The sequence below is a fragment of the Pseudomonas syringae genome (assembly GCF_000737245.1).
Classification (GTDB): Bacteria; Pseudomonadota; Gammaproteobacteria; order Pseudomonadales; family Pseudomonadaceae; genus Aquipseudomonas; species Aquipseudomonas syringae_J.
Genome location: NZ_JPQU01000025.1, coordinates 52,979 through 71,407, shown reverse-complemented (window position 1 = coordinate 71,407; position 18,429 = coordinate 52,979). Strand labels below are relative to the sequence as shown.

At 57.5% G+C, this 18,429-nt stretch carries 17 protein-coding genes; 4 read left to right on the top strand and 13 right to left on the bottom strand.

Going from position 1 to position 18,429, the window contains the following annotated elements:
- Window positions 1-39: 39 nt before the first annotated feature.
- The 9 genes from IV01_RS16750 to IV01_RS0124845 all read right to left on the bottom strand — a co-directional run bounded on the left by IV01_RS16750 (window position 40) and on the right by IV01_RS0124845 (window position 10,757).
- The gene (locus IV01_RS16750) at window positions 40-1,923 is read right to left on the bottom strand and encodes a sensor histidine kinase (RefSeq protein ID WP_032627541.1); all 1,884 of its coding nucleotides are present in this window, start codon (window positions 1,921-1,923) and stop codon (window positions 40-42) included.
- Between the two features lie 67 nt (window positions 1,924-1,990).
- Window positions 1,991-2,725, bottom strand: a complete 735-nt coding sequence (locus IV01_RS16755) for an amino acid ABC transporter ATP-binding protein (RefSeq protein WP_032627540.1) — start codon at window positions 2,723-2,725, stop codon at window positions 1,991-1,993.
- Window positions 2,722-3,390: an amino acid ABC transporter permease gene (locus tag IV01_RS16760; RefSeq protein ID WP_195758768.1), complete on the bottom strand. Its 669-nt coding sequence runs from the start codon at window positions 3,388-3,390 to the stop codon at window positions 2,722-2,724. Before IV01_RS16760 ends, IV01_RS16755 begins: the two co-directional genes overlap by 4 nt.
- Entirely contained in the window at window positions 3,387-4,133 is a 747-nt protein-coding gene (locus tag IV01_RS16765) for an amino acid ABC transporter permease (protein ID WP_032627538.1), read from the bottom strand. The genes IV01_RS16760 and IV01_RS16765 overlap by 4 nt, the downstream gene beginning before the upstream one ends.
- A gap of 88 nt (window positions 4,134-4,221) precedes the next feature.
- Window positions 4,222-5,136 (bottom strand): glutamate/aspartate ABC transporter substrate-binding protein, encoded by a 915-nt coding sequence (locus IV01_RS16770; protein WP_032627537.1) that lies wholly within the window; start codon window positions 5,134-5,136, stop codon window positions 4,222-4,224.
- Window positions 5,137-5,653: 517 nt separating this feature from the next.
- Window positions 5,654-7,192, bottom strand: coding sequence for a glycerol-3-phosphate dehydrogenase (gene glpD / locus IV01_RS16775; protein ID WP_032627536.1), 1,539 nt, complete (start codon window positions 7,190-7,192; stop codon window positions 5,654-5,656).
- 281 nt (window positions 7,193-7,473) lie between these two features.
- Entirely contained in the window at window positions 7,474-8,229 is a 756-nt protein-coding gene (locus IV01_RS16780) for a DeoR/GlpR family transcriptional regulator (protein ID WP_032627535.1), read from the bottom strand.
- Between the two features lie 113 nt (window positions 8,230-8,342).
- Complete coding sequence (glpK, locus tag IV01_RS16785; protein WP_032627534.1) at window positions 8,343-9,848, bottom strand: glycerol kinase GlpK; 1,506 nt, start codon at window positions 9,846-9,848, stop codon at window positions 8,343-8,345.
- Between the two features lie 54 nt (window positions 9,849-9,902).
- Window positions 9,903-10,757, bottom strand: a complete 855-nt coding sequence (locus IV01_RS0124845; protein ID WP_032627533.1) for an MIP/aquaporin family protein — start codon at window positions 10,755-10,757, stop codon at window positions 9,903-9,905.
- A 356-nt stretch (window positions 10,758-11,113) separates the two neighbouring features.
- On the opposite strand from IV01_RS0124845, the gene ybaK reads away from it, so the two are divergent.
- Complete coding sequence (gene ybaK / locus IV01_RS16790) at window positions 11,114-11,584, top strand: Cys-tRNA(Pro) deacylase (RefSeq protein WP_032627532.1); 471 nt, start codon at window positions 11,114-11,116, stop codon at window positions 11,582-11,584.
- Window positions 11,585-11,725: 141 nt separating this feature from the next.
- Here ybaK and IV01_RS16795 read toward each other — a convergent pair whose 3' ends face one another.
- Together IV01_RS16795 and argF are read right to left on the bottom strand one after the other, a co-directional pair.
- The gene (locus IV01_RS16795) at window positions 11,726-12,799 is read right to left on the bottom strand and encodes an ABC transporter ATP-binding protein (RefSeq protein ID WP_032627531.1); all 1,074 of its coding nucleotides are present in this window, start codon (window positions 12,797-12,799) and stop codon (window positions 11,726-11,728) included.
- Window positions 12,796-13,716, bottom strand: coding sequence for an ornithine carbamoyltransferase (gene argF, locus IV01_RS16800; protein WP_032627530.1), 921 nt, complete (start codon window positions 13,714-13,716; stop codon window positions 12,796-12,798). Before argF ends, IV01_RS16795 begins: the two co-directional genes overlap by 4 nt.
- Before the next feature lie 452 nt (window positions 13,717-14,168).
- On the opposite strand from argF, the gene IV01_RS16805 reads away from it, so the two are divergent.
- The 3 genes from IV01_RS16805 to grxD all read left to right on the top strand — a co-directional run bounded on the left by IV01_RS16805 (window position 14,169) and on the right by grxD (window position 17,144).
- Window positions 14,169-14,459 (top strand): hypothetical protein, encoded by a 291-nt coding sequence (locus tag IV01_RS16805; RefSeq protein ID WP_032627529.1) that lies wholly within the window; start codon window positions 14,169-14,171, stop codon window positions 14,457-14,459.
- Between the two features lie 135 nt (window positions 14,460-14,594).
- On the top strand, window positions 14,595-16,703 hold the full coding sequence (locus tag IV01_RS16810) for a molybdopterin oxidoreductase family protein (protein WP_032627528.1): 2,109 nt from the start codon (window positions 14,595-14,597) through the stop codon (window positions 16,701-16,703).
- Between the two features lie 99 nt (window positions 16,704-16,802).
- Window positions 16,803-17,144, top strand: coding sequence for a Grx4 family monothiol glutaredoxin (grxD, locus tag IV01_RS16815; protein WP_032627527.1), 342 nt, complete (start codon window positions 16,803-16,805; stop codon window positions 17,142-17,144).
- A gap of 352 nt (window positions 17,145-17,496) precedes the next feature.
- Here the strand turns inward: grxD and bfr are convergent, their stop codons facing one another.
- Both bfr and IV01_RS16825 read right to left on the bottom strand, forming a co-directional pair.
- A complete protein-coding gene (gene bfr / locus IV01_RS16820; protein ID WP_032627526.1) occupies window positions 17,497-17,970 on the bottom strand; it encodes a bacterioferritin in 474 nt (157 codons plus the stop codon).
- A gap of 200 nt (window positions 17,971-18,170) precedes the next feature.
- The gene (locus IV01_RS16825; RefSeq protein ID WP_032627525.1) at window positions 18,171-18,389 is read right to left on the bottom strand and encodes a bacterioferritin-associated ferredoxin; all 219 of its coding nucleotides are present in this window, start codon (window positions 18,387-18,389) and stop codon (window positions 18,171-18,173) included.
- Between the last annotated feature and the right edge of the window lie 40 nt (window positions 18,390-18,429).

Here is an 18,429-nt window from a genome sequence, read left to right as displayed (position 1 = left end):
TTATCGCGGGCAAGCACCGCTCCCACAGATTCGCGGCGGTCATACGCTGACCACCGGCAAACACAGCACAAACTCCGTCCCGCCACTGGCCGGATGCTCAACGCTGAGGCTGCCACCGGTGGCTGCGGCGAGGCTGGCGGAGAGGGTCAGGCCCAGCCCCAGGCCTTGTTCGCCGGGTTTGGTGGTGAAGAAGGGTTCGAACAGATGCTTGCGCGCTTCGTCGTCGATACCGTGGCCGTTGTCGCGCACCAGCAGGCGATAGCGGTCTTCGAGCACCGCGCCTTCGAGCCAGAGTTCGGGCATTGGCTGCGCGTGCATGGCGTCGAGGGCGTTGCCGATCAGGTTGACCAGAATCTGTTCCAGCCGGGTCTGGTCGATCATCAGTTCTGCATCGACGAAGTCCTGATGCAAGGTCAGGGAGAAGTTTTCCAGACGCCCAGCCAGTAATTGCAATGCGGCATCCACCGCTTTGCTCAATTTGGCCTGGCCCTTGTCGTCACCGCGCCGGGCGAACGCACGCAAGCTCGCGGTAATACGGCCCATGCGGTCAACCAGATCATTGATGGTGCGCAGGTTGGTGCTGGCTGTTTCCAGCGCGCCGCGTTCGAGGAAGCGCACGGTGTTGCCGGACAAGGTGCGAAGCGCCGCCAATGGTTGGTTCAGTTCGTGGGCGATGCTGGTGGACATCTGGCCGATAGCGGCCAGTTTTCCCGCCTGGACCAGCTCGTCCTGGGCTTTGCGTAAAGTGTCTTCGGCTTGCCTGCGCTCGCGAATCTGCCCTTTGAGACGCTCGTTGCTGGCGCGCAGGTGTTCGGTGCGCTCAGCGATCTTGCGTTCCAGTTCGTCGTTGGCCGCCTGCAAGGCTTCCCGTGCCGCCAGCCGCGTCGAAAGCACCTTGCGCCGTTCATTCCAGGCGATCAACAGAAACGCCACCAACGCGCAGGCCACTGCCACCAACATGCCCTGGCTGCCGGCCTCCCGGCGCAGGTCTTCCAGCGGGGTGAGCAAGGTCAGGTGCCAGGGCGTATCGCTCAATTGGCGAGTCTGGGCCAGATAGCTGACTTGCTTGTGTTCGTGGTCGACGCTGACGTTGGCGGGGAAGGTGAGTTTTTCCACGCCTTCGGACAGCAGTTCGCGCTCCAGCGGCACCAGCTCATTGAGCGGCCACCAGTAATATTGCAGGCTGCGGGCGAGGCGTTCTTTGATTTCAGGTGTCAGCGGGCGCACGGATTTCAGGCGTCTGGCCGGGTCGCTGGAAAGGATGATGATGCCGTTCTCGTCACTGACGAACGCTTCCAGCCGCGCCCGTTGCCAGCGTTGCTCCAGGGCTTCGAGTTGCACCTTGATCACCGCCACGCCCACGATCTTGCCTTTCTCTTCCAGGCCATGGGCCAGGTAGTAGCCAGGCTCGCCGGTGGTGCTGCCGATGCCATAAAAACGCCCCGGCTGACCACGCACGGCATCCTGAAAATAGGCGCGGAATGACAGGTCTTCACCCAGGTAACTGTCGGCATCGCGCCAGTTGCTGGTGGCCAGCACTCGGCCGGTGGGATCAAGTACGTAAATGGCACGGCTGCGGCTGCGGCGGTTCAGACCTTCAAGGTAATCGTTGACCTCGCCACGCAGCTCCGGTGTCGGGTCGTTGAGCAGCGCTGAAACACTTGATTCCAGCTCCAGCACGCTGGGCAAATAGGTGTACTTGTTGATTTCGCTTTCGAGGGTGCGGGCGTGCAGTTCCAGCTGGCGCTCGCCGCTCTCGCTAAGGGTTTTGATGCCGTTGTGTTCACTGAACAGATAGGCGATGTAGCCCAGGCCGAGCATCAGGACGATGATCAGCGGTGGCAGAAACAGGTGACGAATCAGACGGGGTTTCACGGCGAGTGATGGCGGCGCGGCGCGATAGAGATTGGGGTCGCATTTCATCACAGTCGTCCTGAGCCGAACAGCGGCCTGACTCGATCAGAGTCAGGCCGCTATCGGGGTGTTGCATTTAGTGCTGAAGAATCTTGGCCAGGAACTGCTGGGCACGCTCGGAACGCGCACTCACATCACCAAAGAACTCTTCTTTTTCGCAGTCTTCAACGATGTGACCCTGATCCATGAAGATCACGCGGTTGGCGACTTTGCGGGCGAAACCCATTTCGTGGGTCACGCACATCATGGTCATGCCTTCGTGGGCCAGTTGCACCATCACGTCCAGCACTTCATTGACCATTTCCGGGTCAAGGGCCGAGGTCGGTTCGTCGAACAGCATGACGATCGGGTCCATGGCCAGCGCACGGGCAATCGCCACACGCTGTTGCTGACCACCGGAAAGCTGACCCGGATGCTTGTTGGCGTGGGCGGACAGGCCGACGCGATCCAGCAGTTTCAGACCTTTTTCAGTGGCTTCGGCCTTGCTGCGGCCGAGTACTTTGATCTGCGCGATGGTCAGGTTTTCGACGATGGTCAGGTGCGGGAACAGCTCGAAATGCTGAAACACCATGCCAACCCGCGAACGCAATTGCGGCAGGTTGGTTTTCGGGTTGGCAATCGAGGTGCCGTCCACGGTGATGTCGCCTTTCTGGAACGGCTCCAGGGCGTTCACGCATTTGATCAGGGTCGATTTGCCGGAGCCCGACGGCCCGCAAACCACCACCACTTCACCCTTTTTGACTTCGGTGCTGCAATCAGTCAGTACCTGGAAGTCGCCATACCACTTGTTGACGTTTTTTATGGAAATCATACGGCGAACCTTTTTTGCAGGCGCTTCACCAGCAACGAGGCGGCAAAGCTGATCGTGAAGTACACCAGACCGGCGATGATCAGGAACTCATTGGCGCGGCCAATGATGTCGCCACTGGCCCGCGAAGCATTGAGGAAGTCCACAAGGCCAACGGTGTAAACCAGCGAGGTGTCCTGAAACAGAATGATGCTCTGCTGCAGCAATAACGGGGTCATCTTGCGAAAGGCCTGGGGCAGGATGATCAGGCGCATCATCTGCCCGTAGGTCATGCCCAGCGCCTGGGCGGCACCCATCTGACCCTTGGAAATCGACTGCACACCGGCGCGGACGATTTCGCAGAAGTACGCCGCCTCGAACATCATGAAGGCCACGACGCATGAGGTGAACGCACCGATGGGCGTGTCTTCGCCGGTGATCCAGCGCAGCACGAACGGCACCGCCAGATAGAACCAGGTGATGACCAGCAGCAGTGGAATGGAGCGGAAGTAGTTGACGTAAGCGCCGGCCACATTGGACAGCAACTTGCTCGACGACAAGCGCATCAACGCCAGGATAGTGCCCAGCACCAGACCGCCGACGATGCCCATGGCCATCAACTGCAAGGTCATGACCATGCCGTTCCACATACCGGGAATGGCTTGGCTGATTCCGGAAAAGTCCATTATTTGCCCCCCACGGAAATCAAGCCAGGCACCGCGACTTTCTTCTCGATCAAGCGCATCAGCAGCATCAGGCTCATGTTCAGGGTGAAGTAGATCAGCGTGGCCAGGGTGAAGGCTTCAAACAGGTTCGCGGAAAACTCGGCGGTCTGTTTGGTCTGGGCCAGCAGCTCCATCAGACCGATCAACGAAGCCACCGACGAGTTCTTAAACACGTTGAGGAATTCGGAGGTGAGCGGCGGAATGATGATCCGGTAAGCCTGGGGCAGCAGCACGTTCCAGTAGATTTGCGTCAGGCTGAAGCCCATGGCGCGCGCTGCGGATTCCTGACCAGGCGGCAGCGCCTGAATACCGGTACGCACTTGTTCGCAAACCCGTGCAGCGGTGAACAGACCCAGGCAGACAATCACGCTGAGAAACGCGGACGTCGTCGGGTTCAGATCCTGCTTGTACCACTCCTGCATCCCTTCAGGCAGTAAGTCCGGTACCAGAAAGTACCAGATGAACAGCTGCACCAGCAGCGGCACATTACGAAAGATTTCCACGTACACCGTGGCGATGCCCGCTACCAGACGGTTCGGCACGGTGCGCATGACACCCAGCACCGAGCCCAGCAGCAAAGCGATGATCCAGGCGACGACAGCAATGGCGATAGTCCAGCCCAGACCGGAAATGAACCAGTCCAGATAGGTTTCGCTGCCAACGCCGGTGGACTTGAAGAAAACACCCCAGTCCCAGTTGTAATTCATCAGGGTCTCCCCTCTGATCGATCCAGATACGCGCAACGGCAACCCGAGACAGCCAAGGCTGTCTCGGGAGTAGCTTTGTTATGGGCGATTAAGCCTTTTTATCGTCAGCCGCTTTATCAGTCGGTTCAGCGATCAGTTTTTTCAGCTCGTCGCTCATCGGGAAGTTCAGGTTCAAGCCTTTTGGCGGGATGGGCGCCTGGAACCATTTGTCGTAGATCTTGTTGATTTCGCCCGACTTGTAGGTCGCAACGATGGCGTCGTCTACCGCTTTCTTGAACGGCTCGTCGCCTTTGCGCACCATGCAGCCGTAGATTTCGTACGACTGAGGCGTACCGGTCACGGCCCAATCGGTCGGCTTCTTGGCCTTGGCCATTTCACCGGCCAGCAAGGCGTCGTCCATCATGAAAGCCACAGCGCGGCCTGATTCCAGCATCTGGAAGGATTCGCCGTGGTCCTTGGCGGAGATCACGTTCATGCCCATCTGCTTGTCGGCGTTCATCGCCTTGAGGATGCGCTCGGACGTGGTGCCAGCGGTGGTCACGACGTTCTTGCCTTTCAGGTCGCCGAAATCTTTGTAAGACGAGTCAGCCTTGGACAGCAGACGGGTACCGATTTCGAAGATGCCGACCGAGAAATCGACTTGCTGCTGGCGTTCAACGTTGTTGGTGGTCGAGCCACACTCAACGTCGACAGTGCCGTTCTGCACCAGCGGGATACGGGTCTGCGAGGTGACCAGGTTGTACTTGACCTTCAGGTCCGGCATGTCCAGGTCTTTCTTGATGGCTTCGACGATTTTCAGCTGGATATCGTGGGAGTAGCCGACCGGAACACCGGACGCGTCAGCGATATAAGAGAACGGGATCGAAGCATCGCGGTGCCCGAGGGTGATTTGGCCGGATTCCTTGATTTTCTTCAGTGTGCCGGTCAATTCAGCGGCGAAAACTGGAGTGCTGATCAGAGCAGCAGCGATTGCTGCGCCCAGAAGATGGGGAACGATGCGCATCTATTTATCCTCGGATTTGTTTTTTTTATGGGACCTGAACAGTAAGTGGTCCGCCTGTTAAGGCGATGACTTCAGCAGCGGCCATCAGACTAAGGCTACAGATAAAGCGATCGACATAAAGTGTAGAGCAGAAGGCGTGCCAAGGCGGTGTGTCGTGGTTAATCAACTGATTTTAAAGAGGTTTTATTTTTTGCGCTGATCGGGAGCGAGACGGTGGCGTCCGGGATGCCGAACTAAAGGGGAGGGGGTGTTCGGGAATCCGAATGGGTGGGGAATTGCATAAGTCCTGTAGGAGTGAGCTTGCTCGCGATAGCGTCGGGACTGTCAACATAGCTATTGGCTGACCGGACGCTATCGCGAGCAAGCTCACTTCTACAGGTTCTGCTTTTTTTCAGGAATAGCTCAAAATCCTGTGAGAGCGCACCGAGGTTACGAGGCCCGCGATAGCGGTCTGCCTGACAAACCGCCATCGCGGCCTCGCGTTGCTCGTGCGCTCCTACAGGGGTAGGGAGTTGCCTCACGCCGCTGCGAACGCGCCTTTATTCCGGGCCACGGTGTCGAGGTACTGTTGAACACCGGCGCGCTCTTCGGCGGTCATGAACAGGCCAAGCTTGCTGCGACGCCACAGGATGTCTTCTGCCGCCGTCGCCCATTCGGTGCTGCACAGGTAATCAACTTCCCGGGTGTACAGGCCAGCGCCAAGGTTATCGCCCATGTCCGCAATACTTTGCACGCCGTCCAGCAGGCGCCAGCTGCGGCTGCCGTAAGTGCGAGCCCAGCGCTGAGCGATCTCCGCAGGCAACCAGGCGAAGCGCTTGGTTAACTCGGCGCTCAACTCGGCGGGAGTCGTCATGTCTTCGCCGCCCGGCAGGCTCGCATTGGCCGTCCAGCTTGGCTTCATGTTCTTGAAGAACGGAGCCAGTTGCGCCATGGCCGATTCTGCCAGCTTGCGGTAGGTGGTCAGCTTGCCGCCGAACACCGAAAGGATTGGCGCTTCATCGGCGCTGCCGGACAACGACAGGGTGTAGTCGCGGGTAATAGCTGAAGGATTATCCGATTCGTCATTGCACAGCGGACGGACACCAGACCATGTATTGATAACGTCATCGCGGCTCAGCTGCTTTTTGAAGTGGTCGTTGGCCACTTTGAGCATGTAGTCCATCTCGCCATCAGTAATCTCGACCTTGTTCGGATCGCCTTGATACTCGCGGTCAGTGGTACCGATGATGGTAAAGCGTTCCAGATACGGGATCGCAAAGACGATGCGCTGATCTTCGTTCTGCAGGATGAATGCGTTCTCGCCCTCGTACAGTTTCGGCACGATCAGGTGGCTGCCCTGAATCAGGCGAATGCCGTACGGCGAATCCAGCTTCAAGTCATCACGGATGAACTTGGCGACCCACGGACCGGCCGCGTTGACCAGCGCCTTTGCGCGGATCGAAAACAGCGTGCCGTCAGATCGCTCCATGTGCAGGTGCCACAGGCCGTGGCTGCGACGAGCATTCAGGCAACGGGTCTGGGTATGAATGTGTGCGCCGTTTTCACGGGCGGCCATGGCGTTGAGTACCACGAGGCGGGCGTCATCTACCCAGCAGTCAGAGTATTCGAAGCCACGGGTAATGTTCGATTTCAGCGGGCTGTCACTGCCAAAGCGAAGATTGCGCGAGCCTGGCAGCTTTTCGCGCTTGCCCAAGTGGTCATAAAGAAACAGGCCGGCACGAATCATCCACGCCGGACGCAAGTGCGGGCGATGGGGCAATACGAAACGCATGGGCTTGACGATGTGCGGTGCTTTGGCCAACAGCACTTCGCGTTCGGCCAAGGCTTCACGCACCAGGCGGAATTCGTAATGTTCCAGATAGCGCAGGCCGCCATGGATCAGCTTGCTGCTGGCCGACGAGGTATGGCTGGCAAGGTCGTCTTTTTCGCAAAGGAACACGGACAAACCCCGGCCAGAGGCATCTGCTGCGATCCCGACCCCATTGATACCGCCACCAATGACGGCGATGTCGTAGACCTCGGAGAGTGGTGGCGTTGGCAAGGTGGAATGGGGCATCGGAGAGCCTCCTGAGTTTATCGTTCGAACATTGAATTCGAACATTTATGTTCATTTCCGAAAATCATAGCTCAATAGTGACGGGGCTTCCAGTCGGCATTCATTGAAAATACTGATTGGAAGGGAGAAAAGGAACAAAAATGAACATGGGAATGGGGTAAGCGAAGGAGGTACCTGTTGGAGCGAGGCTTGCCCGCGAATCAGGCTCCGCGGTTTGTCAGGCATATCGCGTCATCGTTCTTCGCGGGCAAGCCTCGCTCCAACAGGGATTGCGCTGGATTTTAAACCACTTCCAACCGAATCTTGTTCTGCGCCAGCAGTTGCATCAGCGCCGGAACCGGCGCCTGATCGGTGACCAGGCAATCAATCAGGCTGATCGATCCGAGGCGGACCATGGCGTTGCGGCCGAACTTGCTGGAGTCCGCAGCCAGAATCACTTGCCGGGCATTGGCGATGATCGCCTGGGAAACGCGCACTTCCTGGTAATCGAAATCCAGCAGGCTGCCGTCTTCGTCGATACCGCTAATACCCACCAGAGCAAAGTCGACCTTGAACTGATTGATAAAGTCGACGCTGGCCTGACCCACTACACCACCATCGCGACGCACGTTGCCGCCAGCCAGCAAGACTTCGAAGTCATCCTTGGCGCTCAGAATCGATGCTACATGCAGGTTGTTGGTGATGATTTTCAGGTTGTTGTGGTTGAGCAGGGCGCGGGCGATGGATTCGGTGGTGGTGCCGATGTTGATGAACAGGGAGGCATGATCGGGGATCTGCGCCGCAATCGCTTCGGCTATCCGCTGTTTTTCATCGCGCATCTGATCGGCGCGCATGGCGTAGGCGGTGTTTTCAATGCTCGAGTCATAAGCCGCGCCGCCGTGATAGCGGCGCAACAGGTTCGATTCTGCGAGCTGATTGATATCCCGGCGGATGGTTTGCGGGGTCACGACGAACAGCGTGGCCATCTCCTCGATGCTCACATAGCCGCGTTCACGAACCAGTTCGAGGATCTGCTGCTGACGGGGTGGCAGGTTCATTGTTGTGAGTGTCCTTCAGGCCGCCAAATGGCGACCATCATGCCGCAGGCGCTGAGGCCTGTCAGCCGGAAACTCACGTCCTGAACCTAACTCCCGTCCTGCTCATACCCAGATCAGTCGTTGGTTTCGTGCGGTTCCCAGTCACGAGTACGGGATACCGCCTTCTGCCAGCCGGCGTAGAGCTTTTCCTTCTCTTCTTCGGCACATTGCGGCTGGAACTCGCGCTCAATAACCGCCTTGTTTTTCAGCTCGTCCAGGCTGCTCCAGAAGCCAATGGCCAAACCTGCCAGGTAAGCAGCACCCAATGCGGTGGTTTCGCGCATTTTTGGACGCTCAACCTTCGTGCCGAGGATGTCTGCCTGGAACTGCATCAGGAAGTTGTTGGCCACTGCGCCGCCATCGACGCGCAGAGATTTCAGACGCTCACCGGAGTCCTGCTGCATGGCATCGAGGACATCGCGGGTTTGATAGGCGATGGATTCCAGCGCCGCGCGGATGATGTGATCGACTTTGACGCCACGGGTCAGGCCAAACAATGCACCACGGGCATACGGGTCCCAATAAGGAGCGCCTAGACCGGTAAACGCGGGCACCAGATACACGCCGTTGCTGTCTTTCACCTTGCCAGCGAAATACTCGGTGTCCACCGCGTCGGTGATGATTTTCAGCTCATCGCGCAACCATTGCACCGTGGAGCCACCGTTGAATACCGCACCTTCCAAGGCGTAAGCCACTTCTCCACGAGGGCCGCAGCCGATGGTTGTCAACATGCCATGGGCTGACTTGACGGCTTTTTTGCCAGTGTTCATCAGCAGGAAGCAGCCAGTGCCGTAGGTGTTTTTCGCCTGGCCCGGCTCGACGCACATCTGTCCGAACAGCGCGGCCTGTTGGTCACCGGCGATGCCGGCAATGGGAATGCCGCTTTTGCTCTCCCCGTAGACCTCGGAGGAGCTTTTCACCTCGGGCAGTATCTCCCGTGGAATATCCAGCACGTCGAGCATGCGCTGATCCCATTCCAGGGTATGAATGTTGAACAGCATGGTCCGCGAGGCGTTGGTGTAATCGGTGACGTGGACTTTGCCACCGGTGAATTTCCAGATCAGCCAGCTATCGATGGTGCCGAACATCAGCTCGCCATTGCGGGCGCGCTCGCGGCTGCCTTCTACGTTATCCAGGATCCACTTGACCTTGGTGCCGGAGAAGTACGGGTCGATAACCAGGCCCGTAGTGTCCTTGATGTACTCTTCCAGCCCATCACGCTTGAGCTGCTGGCAGATTTCGGTACTGCGGCGGCACTGCCAGACGATGGCGTTATAGATCGGACGACCGGTGTCCTTTTCCCAGATAACCGTGGTTTCACGCTGGTTGGTGATGCCAATGGCGGCGATCTGATTGTGATGCAGATCAGCCTGGGCCAGCGCTTTGGTCATGCAGGCCGTCTGAGTGGCGAAGATTTCCATCGGGTCGTGTTCAACCCATCCCGGCTGCGGGTAATGCTGAACGAATTCACTTTGCGCGGTACTGACCACATTGGCGTCGCGGTCAAAGATGATTGCACGAGAGCTGGTCGTACCCTGATCGAGGGCAATGATGTAATTCTTGTTCTGAGCGTCAGTCATGTCGATTGCCTTGTGCTTGGGGTGAAGTTTTCATTTCAGATATGGCGAGCGAATTCAGTACGGTGCCGAGACTTTTCCGGAAGCCGCCTCTACGTTTGCTTCTTCTTGCGTAGCCGCTTGGGGAAGGTGTCGCGCAATCAGCGCACGATAACCGGCAGCACCGACGCAGGCACCGAGAATCGGCGCGAAAATCGGAATCAGAAAGTAAGGAATATCACGAGTACCGGTAAATGCCACTTCGTCCCAGCCTGCCAGAAATGTCATCAGTTTAGGACCGAAATCCCGCGCCGGGTTCATGGCGAAGCCGGTCAACGGGCCCATGGAGGCTCCAATCAGCGCTACTAGCAGACCGATGAGCAGAGGGGCCAGAGCGCCACGAGGCAAGCCGTTATTGTCGTCAGTCAGGGACATGATCACGCACATCAGGATGGCGGTAATCACACCTTCAACCAGCGCCGCCTGGGCGACGGAAATGGCCGGGTTGGGGTAGGTTGAGAAGGCTGACGCCAGCTCCAGACTTTGTAATGAGCCGCGTATCATCTGGTGAGCTTGTTCGAATTCGAAGAAAAGGCTGCTATACAGCAAATAAACAAGGCCCGCGCCGCAGAACGCACCTGCGACTTGAGCCGCGATGTAGAACGGCAATTTGCGCTTCTCGAAACCGGCGAACAGGCTCAGGGCAATGCTGACCGCCGGGTTCAGGTGAGCGCCGGAAACGCCTGCGCTTAAATAAATGGCCATGGCGACAGCCAAGCCCCAGATAATGCTGATCTCCCATTGGCCAAAGCTGGCACCCCCGACCTTGAGCGCCGCAACACATCCTGTGCCGAAAAAAATCATCAGGGCAGTGCCGAGAAACTCAGCGACACACTGGCCTTTCAACGTGGGTTGTTGCAGTTCGATCGTCATGGAAACCTCATTTTTTGTTCTTTTGCGGCGCTGTGTGAAATTCACCAGTGCTCATTTTTTACCTCTCGGGGAATACCCCATCCCCGACATCGGTTCGACCTTTGTAAGGACTAAAGTTCCAGTACGTTTTCGAAAACGAAAAAATATAGACATGAATGAATGCTGTCAAAGGTCAAAATGAACGGTGCGACCGATTCTGAGCGGGCAGGCGCTGCTTGCGTTGATTCGTGCCGTAGGAAATGTATGTTTATTGCTGTGGTTATTGTCCGGAGGGCCCGCCAATACGCGGCATATCGGGCGAAGATCGCTTAAAGTAACCCGCTTGGAACAGTTTGCCCTTCACTCTGGAGTGCCGCATGACGCCCGCATTGGATTTGTTGAAAAAAGTTCGCGCCGAACATCATATCCACAGCTATGAGCACGACCCCAAGGCTGCTTCTTATGGGCTGGAGGCCGCCGAAAAGCTTGGTCTTGAGCCTGCGCAGGTATTCAAAACCCTGTTGGCGAGTACCGAAAAAGGCGAGTTGCTGGTGGCGGTGGTGCCAGTTATTGGCACTCTGGACCTGAAAGCCCTCGCGAGCGCTGCCAAGGCCAAGAAGACCGAAATGGCTGATCCGGCAGCAGCGCAGCGTTCAACGGGTTATCTGTTGGGAGGCATCAGCCCCTTGGGCCAGAAGAAACGCTTGCGCACGTTCATTGACGAAAGCGCCGAAGCGTTCACGACTATTTACGTCAGTGCCGGACGGCGCGGCCTTGAGGTGGAGTTATCGCCTGCGGTACTGGCCGAACAGACCAATGCGATCTTCGCGCCGATTGGGCGGGGGTGAGTTGACGGTTCTGTGGGAGCGGTGCTTGCCCGCGATAGGTCTATCGCAGATATCAGGTCAATCCGGTCCAGCCTTATTGCGGGCAAGTCGGAATGCCGCCCACACGCTCCCACAGGGATTGAAGTGCACCCCAAGGCAGGTTCAGCCCGCCTTATGCACCGGCACACTTCCCGCAACCGGAAACAACACCAGATGCTCCGCCGCAACCTGGATGCCTACCTGATCGCCGGCTTGATAGTCGGCGTGGCTGGGGAAGATGGCCTCAAGCTGAGTGCCCGTGGGCAGTTGCAGGCGATACAGGGTTGATGCGCCCTGGAAGGTCTTGCTCGTCACCCGGACTTTGAGTTCGCTGTCCGGGGCATAGACGATGTCGTCCGGTCGAAGCAGAACCTCGACGGCACTGCCTTTGCTGCCAGGGTAGGCGCGGTTGCCTTGCAGTACGCCCAGCTCGGTTTGCACCGACTGAGGATCAACCATCAAGCCGCGTATGAAATAGCCCTGACCAATAAAGCTGGCGACAAACGGCGTCAGCGGTTCGTGATACAGGTTGTAAGGCGTATCCCATTGTTCAAGGCGACCTTCCTTGAAAACTCCAACGTGATCACTTACCGCGAAAGCCTCCTCCTGATCATGGGTCACCAGAATGGCACTGGTGCCGCGCGCCTTGAGGATGTCTCGTACTTCATGGCTCAGGCGCCTGCGCAATTCGCCGTCAAGGTTGGAAAACGGCTCGTCGAGCAGCAACAGTTGCGGCTCGGGTGCCAGGGCACGTGCCAGCGCAACCCGCTGCTGCTGGCCGCCGGACAGTTCATGAGGGAAGCGTTTGCCCAACGCAGCGAGATTGACCAGCTCCAAAAGCTCTTCAGTCACTTGTTTGAGGCGAGGATGTTTGCGAATACCGAAGGCGATGTTCTCGGCGACACTCAGGTGCGGGAACAGCGCGTAGTCCTGGAAAACCATACCGATCCGGCGTTTCTCCGGGGGCAGGGTAAAGCCCGGTTTTGAAATGACTTCCCCCGCCAGGGTGATTTCCCCGGCGTGGACCGGTTCAAAGCCTGCAATGGCACGCAGAGTAGTAGTTTTGCCGCAACCGGAGGACCCCAGCAGGCAACCGATGTCGCCCGCGTTGAGGTGCAGGTTGAGATCCTGCACCACCCGCTGATCCTGATAACCGCAGGCCAGATCGTGCAGGTTCAGCAGCAGTGGCTGGCTCATGCCGGCTGGCAGGACGGCGCGACCAGGAACTCCAGCAGCGCTTTCTGAGCATGCAGACGGTTTTCGGCCTGATCCCACGCTACAGAGCGCGGATCATCCAGCAGGTCGACGCTGATTTCTTCGCCACGGTGGGCTGGCAGGCAGTGCATGAACAGCACCTCAGAATCCGCCAGATCCAGCAGCTCGCGGGTCACCTGGAACGGCGTGAACAACGCGATGCGCTTGGCGGTTTCTTCTTCCTGGCCCATGGAGGTCCAGACGTCAGTGCTGACAAGGTGTGCGCCTGCAACCGCTTCGCGTGGGTCGCGCAGCACGGTAACCCGATCACCGGCCAGTGCCAGGAACTCAGGATTAGGCTCGTAACCTGCCGGGCAGGCGACGCGCAACTGGAAGTCGAATTGGATCGCCGCTTCTATATAGCTGTTGCACATGTTGTTGCCATCGCCAATCCAGGCAACAGTCTTGCCCTTGATGGAGCCGCGATGCTCAAGGAAGGTTTGCATGTCGGCCAGCAACTGACAGGGGTGCAGATCATCGGATAGGCCGTTGATCACCGGTACCCGGGAATTGGCGGCAAACTCAAGCAGATTGCTGTGGGCAAAAGTCCGAATCATCACACCGTCAAGCATGCTCGAAAGCACTCGCGCGGCGTCGCCAATCGGCTCGCCACGGCCCAATTGAGTATCCCGAGGCGACAAAAAGATCGCCTGACCCCCGAGCTGGATCATGCCGGCTTCAAACGAAACACGGGTACGTGTCGAGGATTTCTCGAACACCATGCCCAGCACACGGCTTTTCAGCGGCTCGAAAAGCACGCCACGATTTCGCAGGTCTTTGAGCTCTACACCGCGATGAATCAAGCGCAGGAGCTCTTCTGGCTTGTAATCCATCATCGAGAGAAAGTGCCTGGGGTTCATTATTAACTACCTTTTTTGCAACAGACCGCAGGTGCTCAAAGCCGGGTTTTATCGGGAAAACGGGCGAGACCTGCGGCGGAAGCCGCTCGGGGCGACGAATAGGGAAGGCGCGATGGTATAAAAAAATGTCGCGTCTTACCAATAGGATGCTTACCTCCTGCTATTTTCAGCAGCGGCAGGAGGCGGATCTACATTCATAAAATGCCGGATTCAAAGCGCGGACGTGCTCCTGATGGAGTCAAACAGCCAGCCCTTAAAATTCCGAGGGGAGCATTTGTACACCGAGCATGCGCGCGATTGCAATTAGTGCCGATCCGGTAACAGTCCCCGCAGTGATCAGACCGCTTATGCGATGTGCTTCACGGGACGGAGATTTGTCCCGTTTCATAAATACTCGAGGTGAGTTATAAATGCCGAGCGTGCCATCACAAGGCTTATAAGGGGCTACAGGAATGGAATCAAAGGAAAAACAGCTGACGGAATTGCTCGGGCTCACGGCTCGGACCCTGACGCACCTGACTGCTTCGATGACCTCCATGTCCTTCGAGCTGCTGCGCAGTGAAGACGAAGTCACCCGTGCTGCGGGTCGACACATGATCGACCGCATGGCAACCATCAGCTCCGGCCTCGATGAGCATTGGCGTCTGATCGGTGAACTGACCGGCGTGCATGTGGCTCAAGAGCAGATCGAGACCGTTCACGAGATCCAGCTACAGCGCAAAATCACCCCGATCGGCGGTTGATTAGACGCCAGCATCGGCCTGCCTGATGCTGGCCGATTCATGAGACGAACGTCTCTGGCGTAGTTGCAAGCCACCCTCCATAGTTTCGTTGGCGTGACCGGTCCAGGTCGCAACGACAAAAATATGAGGCTGGCCATGACCAAGACCCTCCACCACCGTGCGTGCCATCTCTGCGAAGCTATTTGCGGGCTGAGCATCGAGATCACTACCAGTCTGGAAAACGAAGCGACGATCACCTCGATCAAGGGCGATCCGCTTGATACGTTCAGTCGCGGGCACATCTGCCCCAAAGCCGTAGCCCTGCAGGACATCCAGAACGACCCGGACCGCTTGCGGCAACCTGTGCGCCGCGTCGGCAATCAGTGGCAGCCAATCGGGTGGCAGGCGGCGTTTGATCTGGTCGCCGAGCGGCTGCTGGCTATTCAACAGCGTCACGGTCAGAACGCGGTTGCGGTCTATCAAGGCAACCCCAGCGTTCATAATTACGGGCTAATGACCCACAGCAATTACTTTCTAGGCCTCCTGAAGACCCGCAATCGTTTTTCGGCAACCTCGGTGGATCAGTTGCCCCATCACCTCACCAGCTTCCTGATGTACGGTCATGGCCTTCTGCTGCCCATCCCGGACATTGATCACACCGATTTTATGCTGATTCTGGGCGGCAACCCGTTGGCCTCGAACGGCAGCATCATGACCGTCCCGGATGTTGAAAAGCGCTTGAAGGCGATTCAGGCTCGTGGCGGCAAAGTCGTGGTGGTCGATCCTCGGCGCAGCGAAACCGCTGCAATTGCCGATCAGCATCTATTCGTGCGGCCCGGCGGCGATGCGGCCCTGTTGTTGGGTCTGCTCAATACCCTGTTTGAAGAGGGCCTGACCCGTGACAGCCCATTGCCGGTCGACGGTCTCGATCAGGTGCGTGCCGCCATTGCTGATTTCAATGCCGAGGCCATGAGCCCCCGTTGCGGGGTGTCCGCCGGGCACATCCGCCAGCTAGCGCGGGATTTCGCCGCAGCCGACAAAGCGGTGTGCTATGGGCGCATGGGTATCTCGACCCAGCAATTTGGCACTCTCTGCCACTGGCTGGTGCAACTGATCAATCTGGTTACCGGCAACCTGGATCGAGTGGGCGGGGCGCTCTGCACCGAACCTGCCGTGGACCTGGTCGCCTCGACGTCCGGTGGCCATTTCAATCAATGGCAAAGCCGGGTCTCCGGGCTGCCGGAATATGCCGGGGAACTGCCGGTCGCCGCTTTGGCGGAAGAGATGCTCAGCGTCGGGGAAGGGCAGGTCAAGGCGCTGGTGACGGTGGCGGGCAATCCGGTGCTGTCCACGCCCAACGGACGCCAGCTCGATCAGGCCCTTGAGGGCCTCGAATTCATGCTCAGCATCGATTTGTACATCAATGAAACCACACGCCATGCCGACCTGATCCTGCCGTCCACCTCAGCGCTGGAAAACGACCATTACGACACCACCTTCAATATGTTCGCGGTGCGCAACGTCAGCCGTTTCAACCAGGCGATTCTAGAGAAGCCTGAGGGGGCGCTGCACGATTGGGAGATCTTCGTCGGCCTGGCAAAAGCTTTTGCCAGCAAGGCCGGACGCGAGTTGAAGCCGACCATGGCGCCGGCGCAGATGATCGATCGTGGTTTGCGTGCGGGCCTGTATGGCGATGGCTCGCAGCACCAGCTTTCAATCGCGACCCTGGCGCAGTATCCCCACGGCTTGGACCTTGGTGCGTTGAAGCCGAACCTCGCTCCACGGCTGAATACCGCCAATGGCCACGTTCAGGCTGCGCCAGAGGTGATCATGGCCGACCTGAAGCGTTTCGCCGCGCAGCTCGCCCCTGAGGCGGGGGAACTGTTACTGATTGGCCGTCGACATGTACGCAGCAACAATTCCTGGATGCACAACTACCATCGTTTGGTGAAGGGCAAGCCGCGCCATCAATTGCTGATGCACCCGGAGGATCTTGCCTCGCGGGGGTTGAGTGATGGACAGCAGGTGCGCGTGAGTTCCAGGGTTGGGGTTATTGAAGTTCAGGTGCTGGCGAGCCTGGAGATGATGCCGGGCGTGGTCAGCTTGCCCCATGGCTGGGGACATGGACGGCCAGGCGTACAGATGGATATCGCCCGCAGTCAACCGGGAGTCAGCGCCAATGACCTGACCGACGAGCGCGAACTTGATAGCCTGTCTGGCAATGCGGTCCTCAATGGGGTCAGTGTGCAGGTCGCAGCGGCATGAGGTGGGGTGAAAGGGAAGGCTGAGCGCCATGCTCGGGTTTCCGTTACAATGCGCCACCGTGTCGACAACTGAGTCGCAAAAGTTAAGCCGAGGTGTTCCATGGATATCATCGAAACGATCAAAGAGCAGATTGCGAACAATACCGTTCTGCTTTATATGAAAGGCGCTCCGAATGCCCCGCAGTGCGGCTTTTCGGCAAAAGCTTCCCAGGCATTGATGGCATGTGGCGAAAAGTTCGCTTACGTCGACATCCTGCAAAACCCTGAAATCCGCGCCAACCTGCCCAAGTACGCCAACTGGCCGACTTTCCCACAGTTGTGGGTTGCAGGCGAACTGGTCGGCGGCAGCGACATCATTACCGAGATGATGGCTGATGGCTCCTTGCCGACGCTGGTAAAAGAAGCAACGGCCAAGGCTGCTGCGGGTAATACTGAAGCCTGATAAACGCCGCTTCTGCAGGTACAAAAAAAGCCCCGCTTTTCTCACGAAAGTGGGGCTTTTGCGTTGCGCCATTCACCGGTAGGAGCCAACTTGTTGGCGAGGCGGTGGGTCGGGTGGCAGATGTCCTACATCGTTGGCCCTGGGCTCAATTACCTGTGGGAGCGACCGGGGTGGCGTTCCACCTTGCTCGCGAAGGGGCAGTAACATCCGATAGTTATTTATCGCCCGGAATACAGCCTTCGCAAGCAAGCTTGCTCCCACAGGTTCTGAGGCTGCCACGGGAAGACGCACAAAGGAAAGCTCCGCTTTCGAGAGAAGGCGGGGCTTTTTCGTTACCGGTCGATCAGACGTTTCAGTCGTCGCCCATCTGCGATTGCAGGTAGTTTTCGATACCGATTTTTTCGATCAGGCCCAGTTGGGTTTCCAGCCAGTCGATATGTTCTTCCTCGGATTCGAGGATGTCTTCCAGCAGCTCGCGGCTACCAAAATCGCCAACCACTTCGAAGTGAGCGATTGCAGCTTTGAGATCAGCCAAGCCTTTCTGTTCGATTTTCAGGTCGCACTCAAGCATTTCCTTGGTGTGCTCGCCAATCAGGATTTTGCCCAGCTCCTGCAGATTAGGCAGGCCTTCAAGGAACAGGATGCGCTTGATGAGCTTGTCAGCGTGCTTCATCTCATCGATGGACTCGTGATACTCGTGCTTGCCCAGCTTGTTCAGACCCCAATCCTCGTACATGCGAGCATGCAGAAAGTATTGATTGATCGCGACCAGCTCGTTTCCGAGGATCCTGTTGAGATGCTGGATGACTGTAATGTCGCCTTTCATTTTTGAGGTCCTGCCAATGGCTTGTGTATATAAAGCGCGAGTTTGAGCTGCGCTTAATCGAGTGTCAAACCTAAGTTATTGAATAATAAGTGAAAATAAATAGGAATAAGAATGTTTGTGTTCCGCATCTTGCTCCTAAGCGCTTGAATTAAAGGCATAAAAAAACCGGACGCAGGGTCCGGTTCTCTGAATTCGTTAAATCAGGCAGGTGAAAATTCTGCCGGATAAGCCAGCGCAGCCTGGCTGGTTTGCAGTTCGGTCAGGGTATCGCGCACCACTTCCTTGGCAAGACAGGCGCATTTTCCGCATTTGGTTGCGACACCGAGTGTTTCGCGGACATCTTTATAACTGCAGCAACCCTCGAATATTGCATCGCGGATTTGACCGTCGGTGACACCCTGGCAGAGGCAGACATACATAAGTGAGAACCATCGCTGTAATTTCTCGTTGCCGGGGATA

Bases quoted from the DNA above. Each gene is read 5' to 3' on its own strand.
- IV01_RS16750 (WP_032627541.1), bottom strand. From the start codon at position 1,923: ATGAAATGCGACCCCAATCTCTATCGCGCCGCGCCGCCATCACTCGCC.
- IV01_RS16755 (WP_032627540.1), bottom strand. From the start codon at position 2,725: ATGATTTCCATAAAAAACGTCAACAAGTGGTATGGCGACTTCCAGGTA.
- IV01_RS16765 (WP_032627538.1), bottom strand. From the start codon at position 4,133: ATGAATTACAACTGGGACTGGGGTGTTTTCTTCAAGTCCACCGGCGTT.
- IV01_RS16770 (WP_032627537.1), bottom strand. From the start codon at position 5,136: ATGCGCATCGTTCCCCATCTTCTGGGCGCAGCAATCGCTGCTGCTCTG.
- glpD (WP_032627536.1), bottom strand. From the start codon at position 7,192: ATGCCCCATTCCACCTTGCCAACGCCACCACTCTCCGAGGTCTACGAC.
- IV01_RS16780 (WP_032627535.1), bottom strand. From the start codon at position 8,229: ATGAACCTGCCACCCCGTCAGCAGCAGATCCTCGAACTGGTTCGTGAA.
- glpK (WP_032627534.1), bottom strand. From the start codon at position 9,848: ATGACTGACGCTCAGAACAAGAATTACATCATTGCCCTCGATCAGGGT.
- IV01_RS0124845 (WP_032627533.1), bottom strand. From the start codon at position 10,757: ATGACGATCGAACTGCAACAACCCACGTTGAAAGGCCAGTGTGTCGCT.
- ybaK (WP_032627532.1), top strand. From the start codon at position 11,114: ATGACGCCCGCATTGGATTTGTTGAAAAAAGTTCGCGCCGAACATCAT.
- IV01_RS16795 (WP_032627531.1), bottom strand. From the start codon at position 12,799: ATGAGCCAGCCACTGCTGCTGAACCTGCACGATCTGGCCTGCGGTTAT.
- argF (WP_032627530.1), bottom strand. From the start codon at position 13,716: ATGAACCCCAGGCACTTTCTCTCGATGATGGATTACAAGCCAGAAGAG.
- IV01_RS16805 (WP_032627529.1), top strand. From the start codon at position 14,169: ATGGAATCAAAGGAAAAACAGCTGACGGAATTGCTCGGGCTCACGGCT.
- IV01_RS16810 (WP_032627528.1), top strand. From the start codon at position 14,595: ATGACCAAGACCCTCCACCACCGTGCGTGCCATCTCTGCGAAGCTATT.
- grxD (WP_032627527.1), top strand. From the start codon at position 16,803: ATGGATATCATCGAAACGATCAAAGAGCAGATTGCGAACAATACCGTT.
- bfr (WP_032627526.1), bottom strand. From the start codon at position 17,970: ATGAAAGGCGACATTACAGTCATCCAGCATCTCAACAGGATCCTCGGA.
- IV01_RS16825 (WP_032627525.1), bottom strand. From the start codon at position 18,389: ATGTATGTCTGCCTCTGCCAGGGTGTCACCGACGGTCAAATCCGCGAT.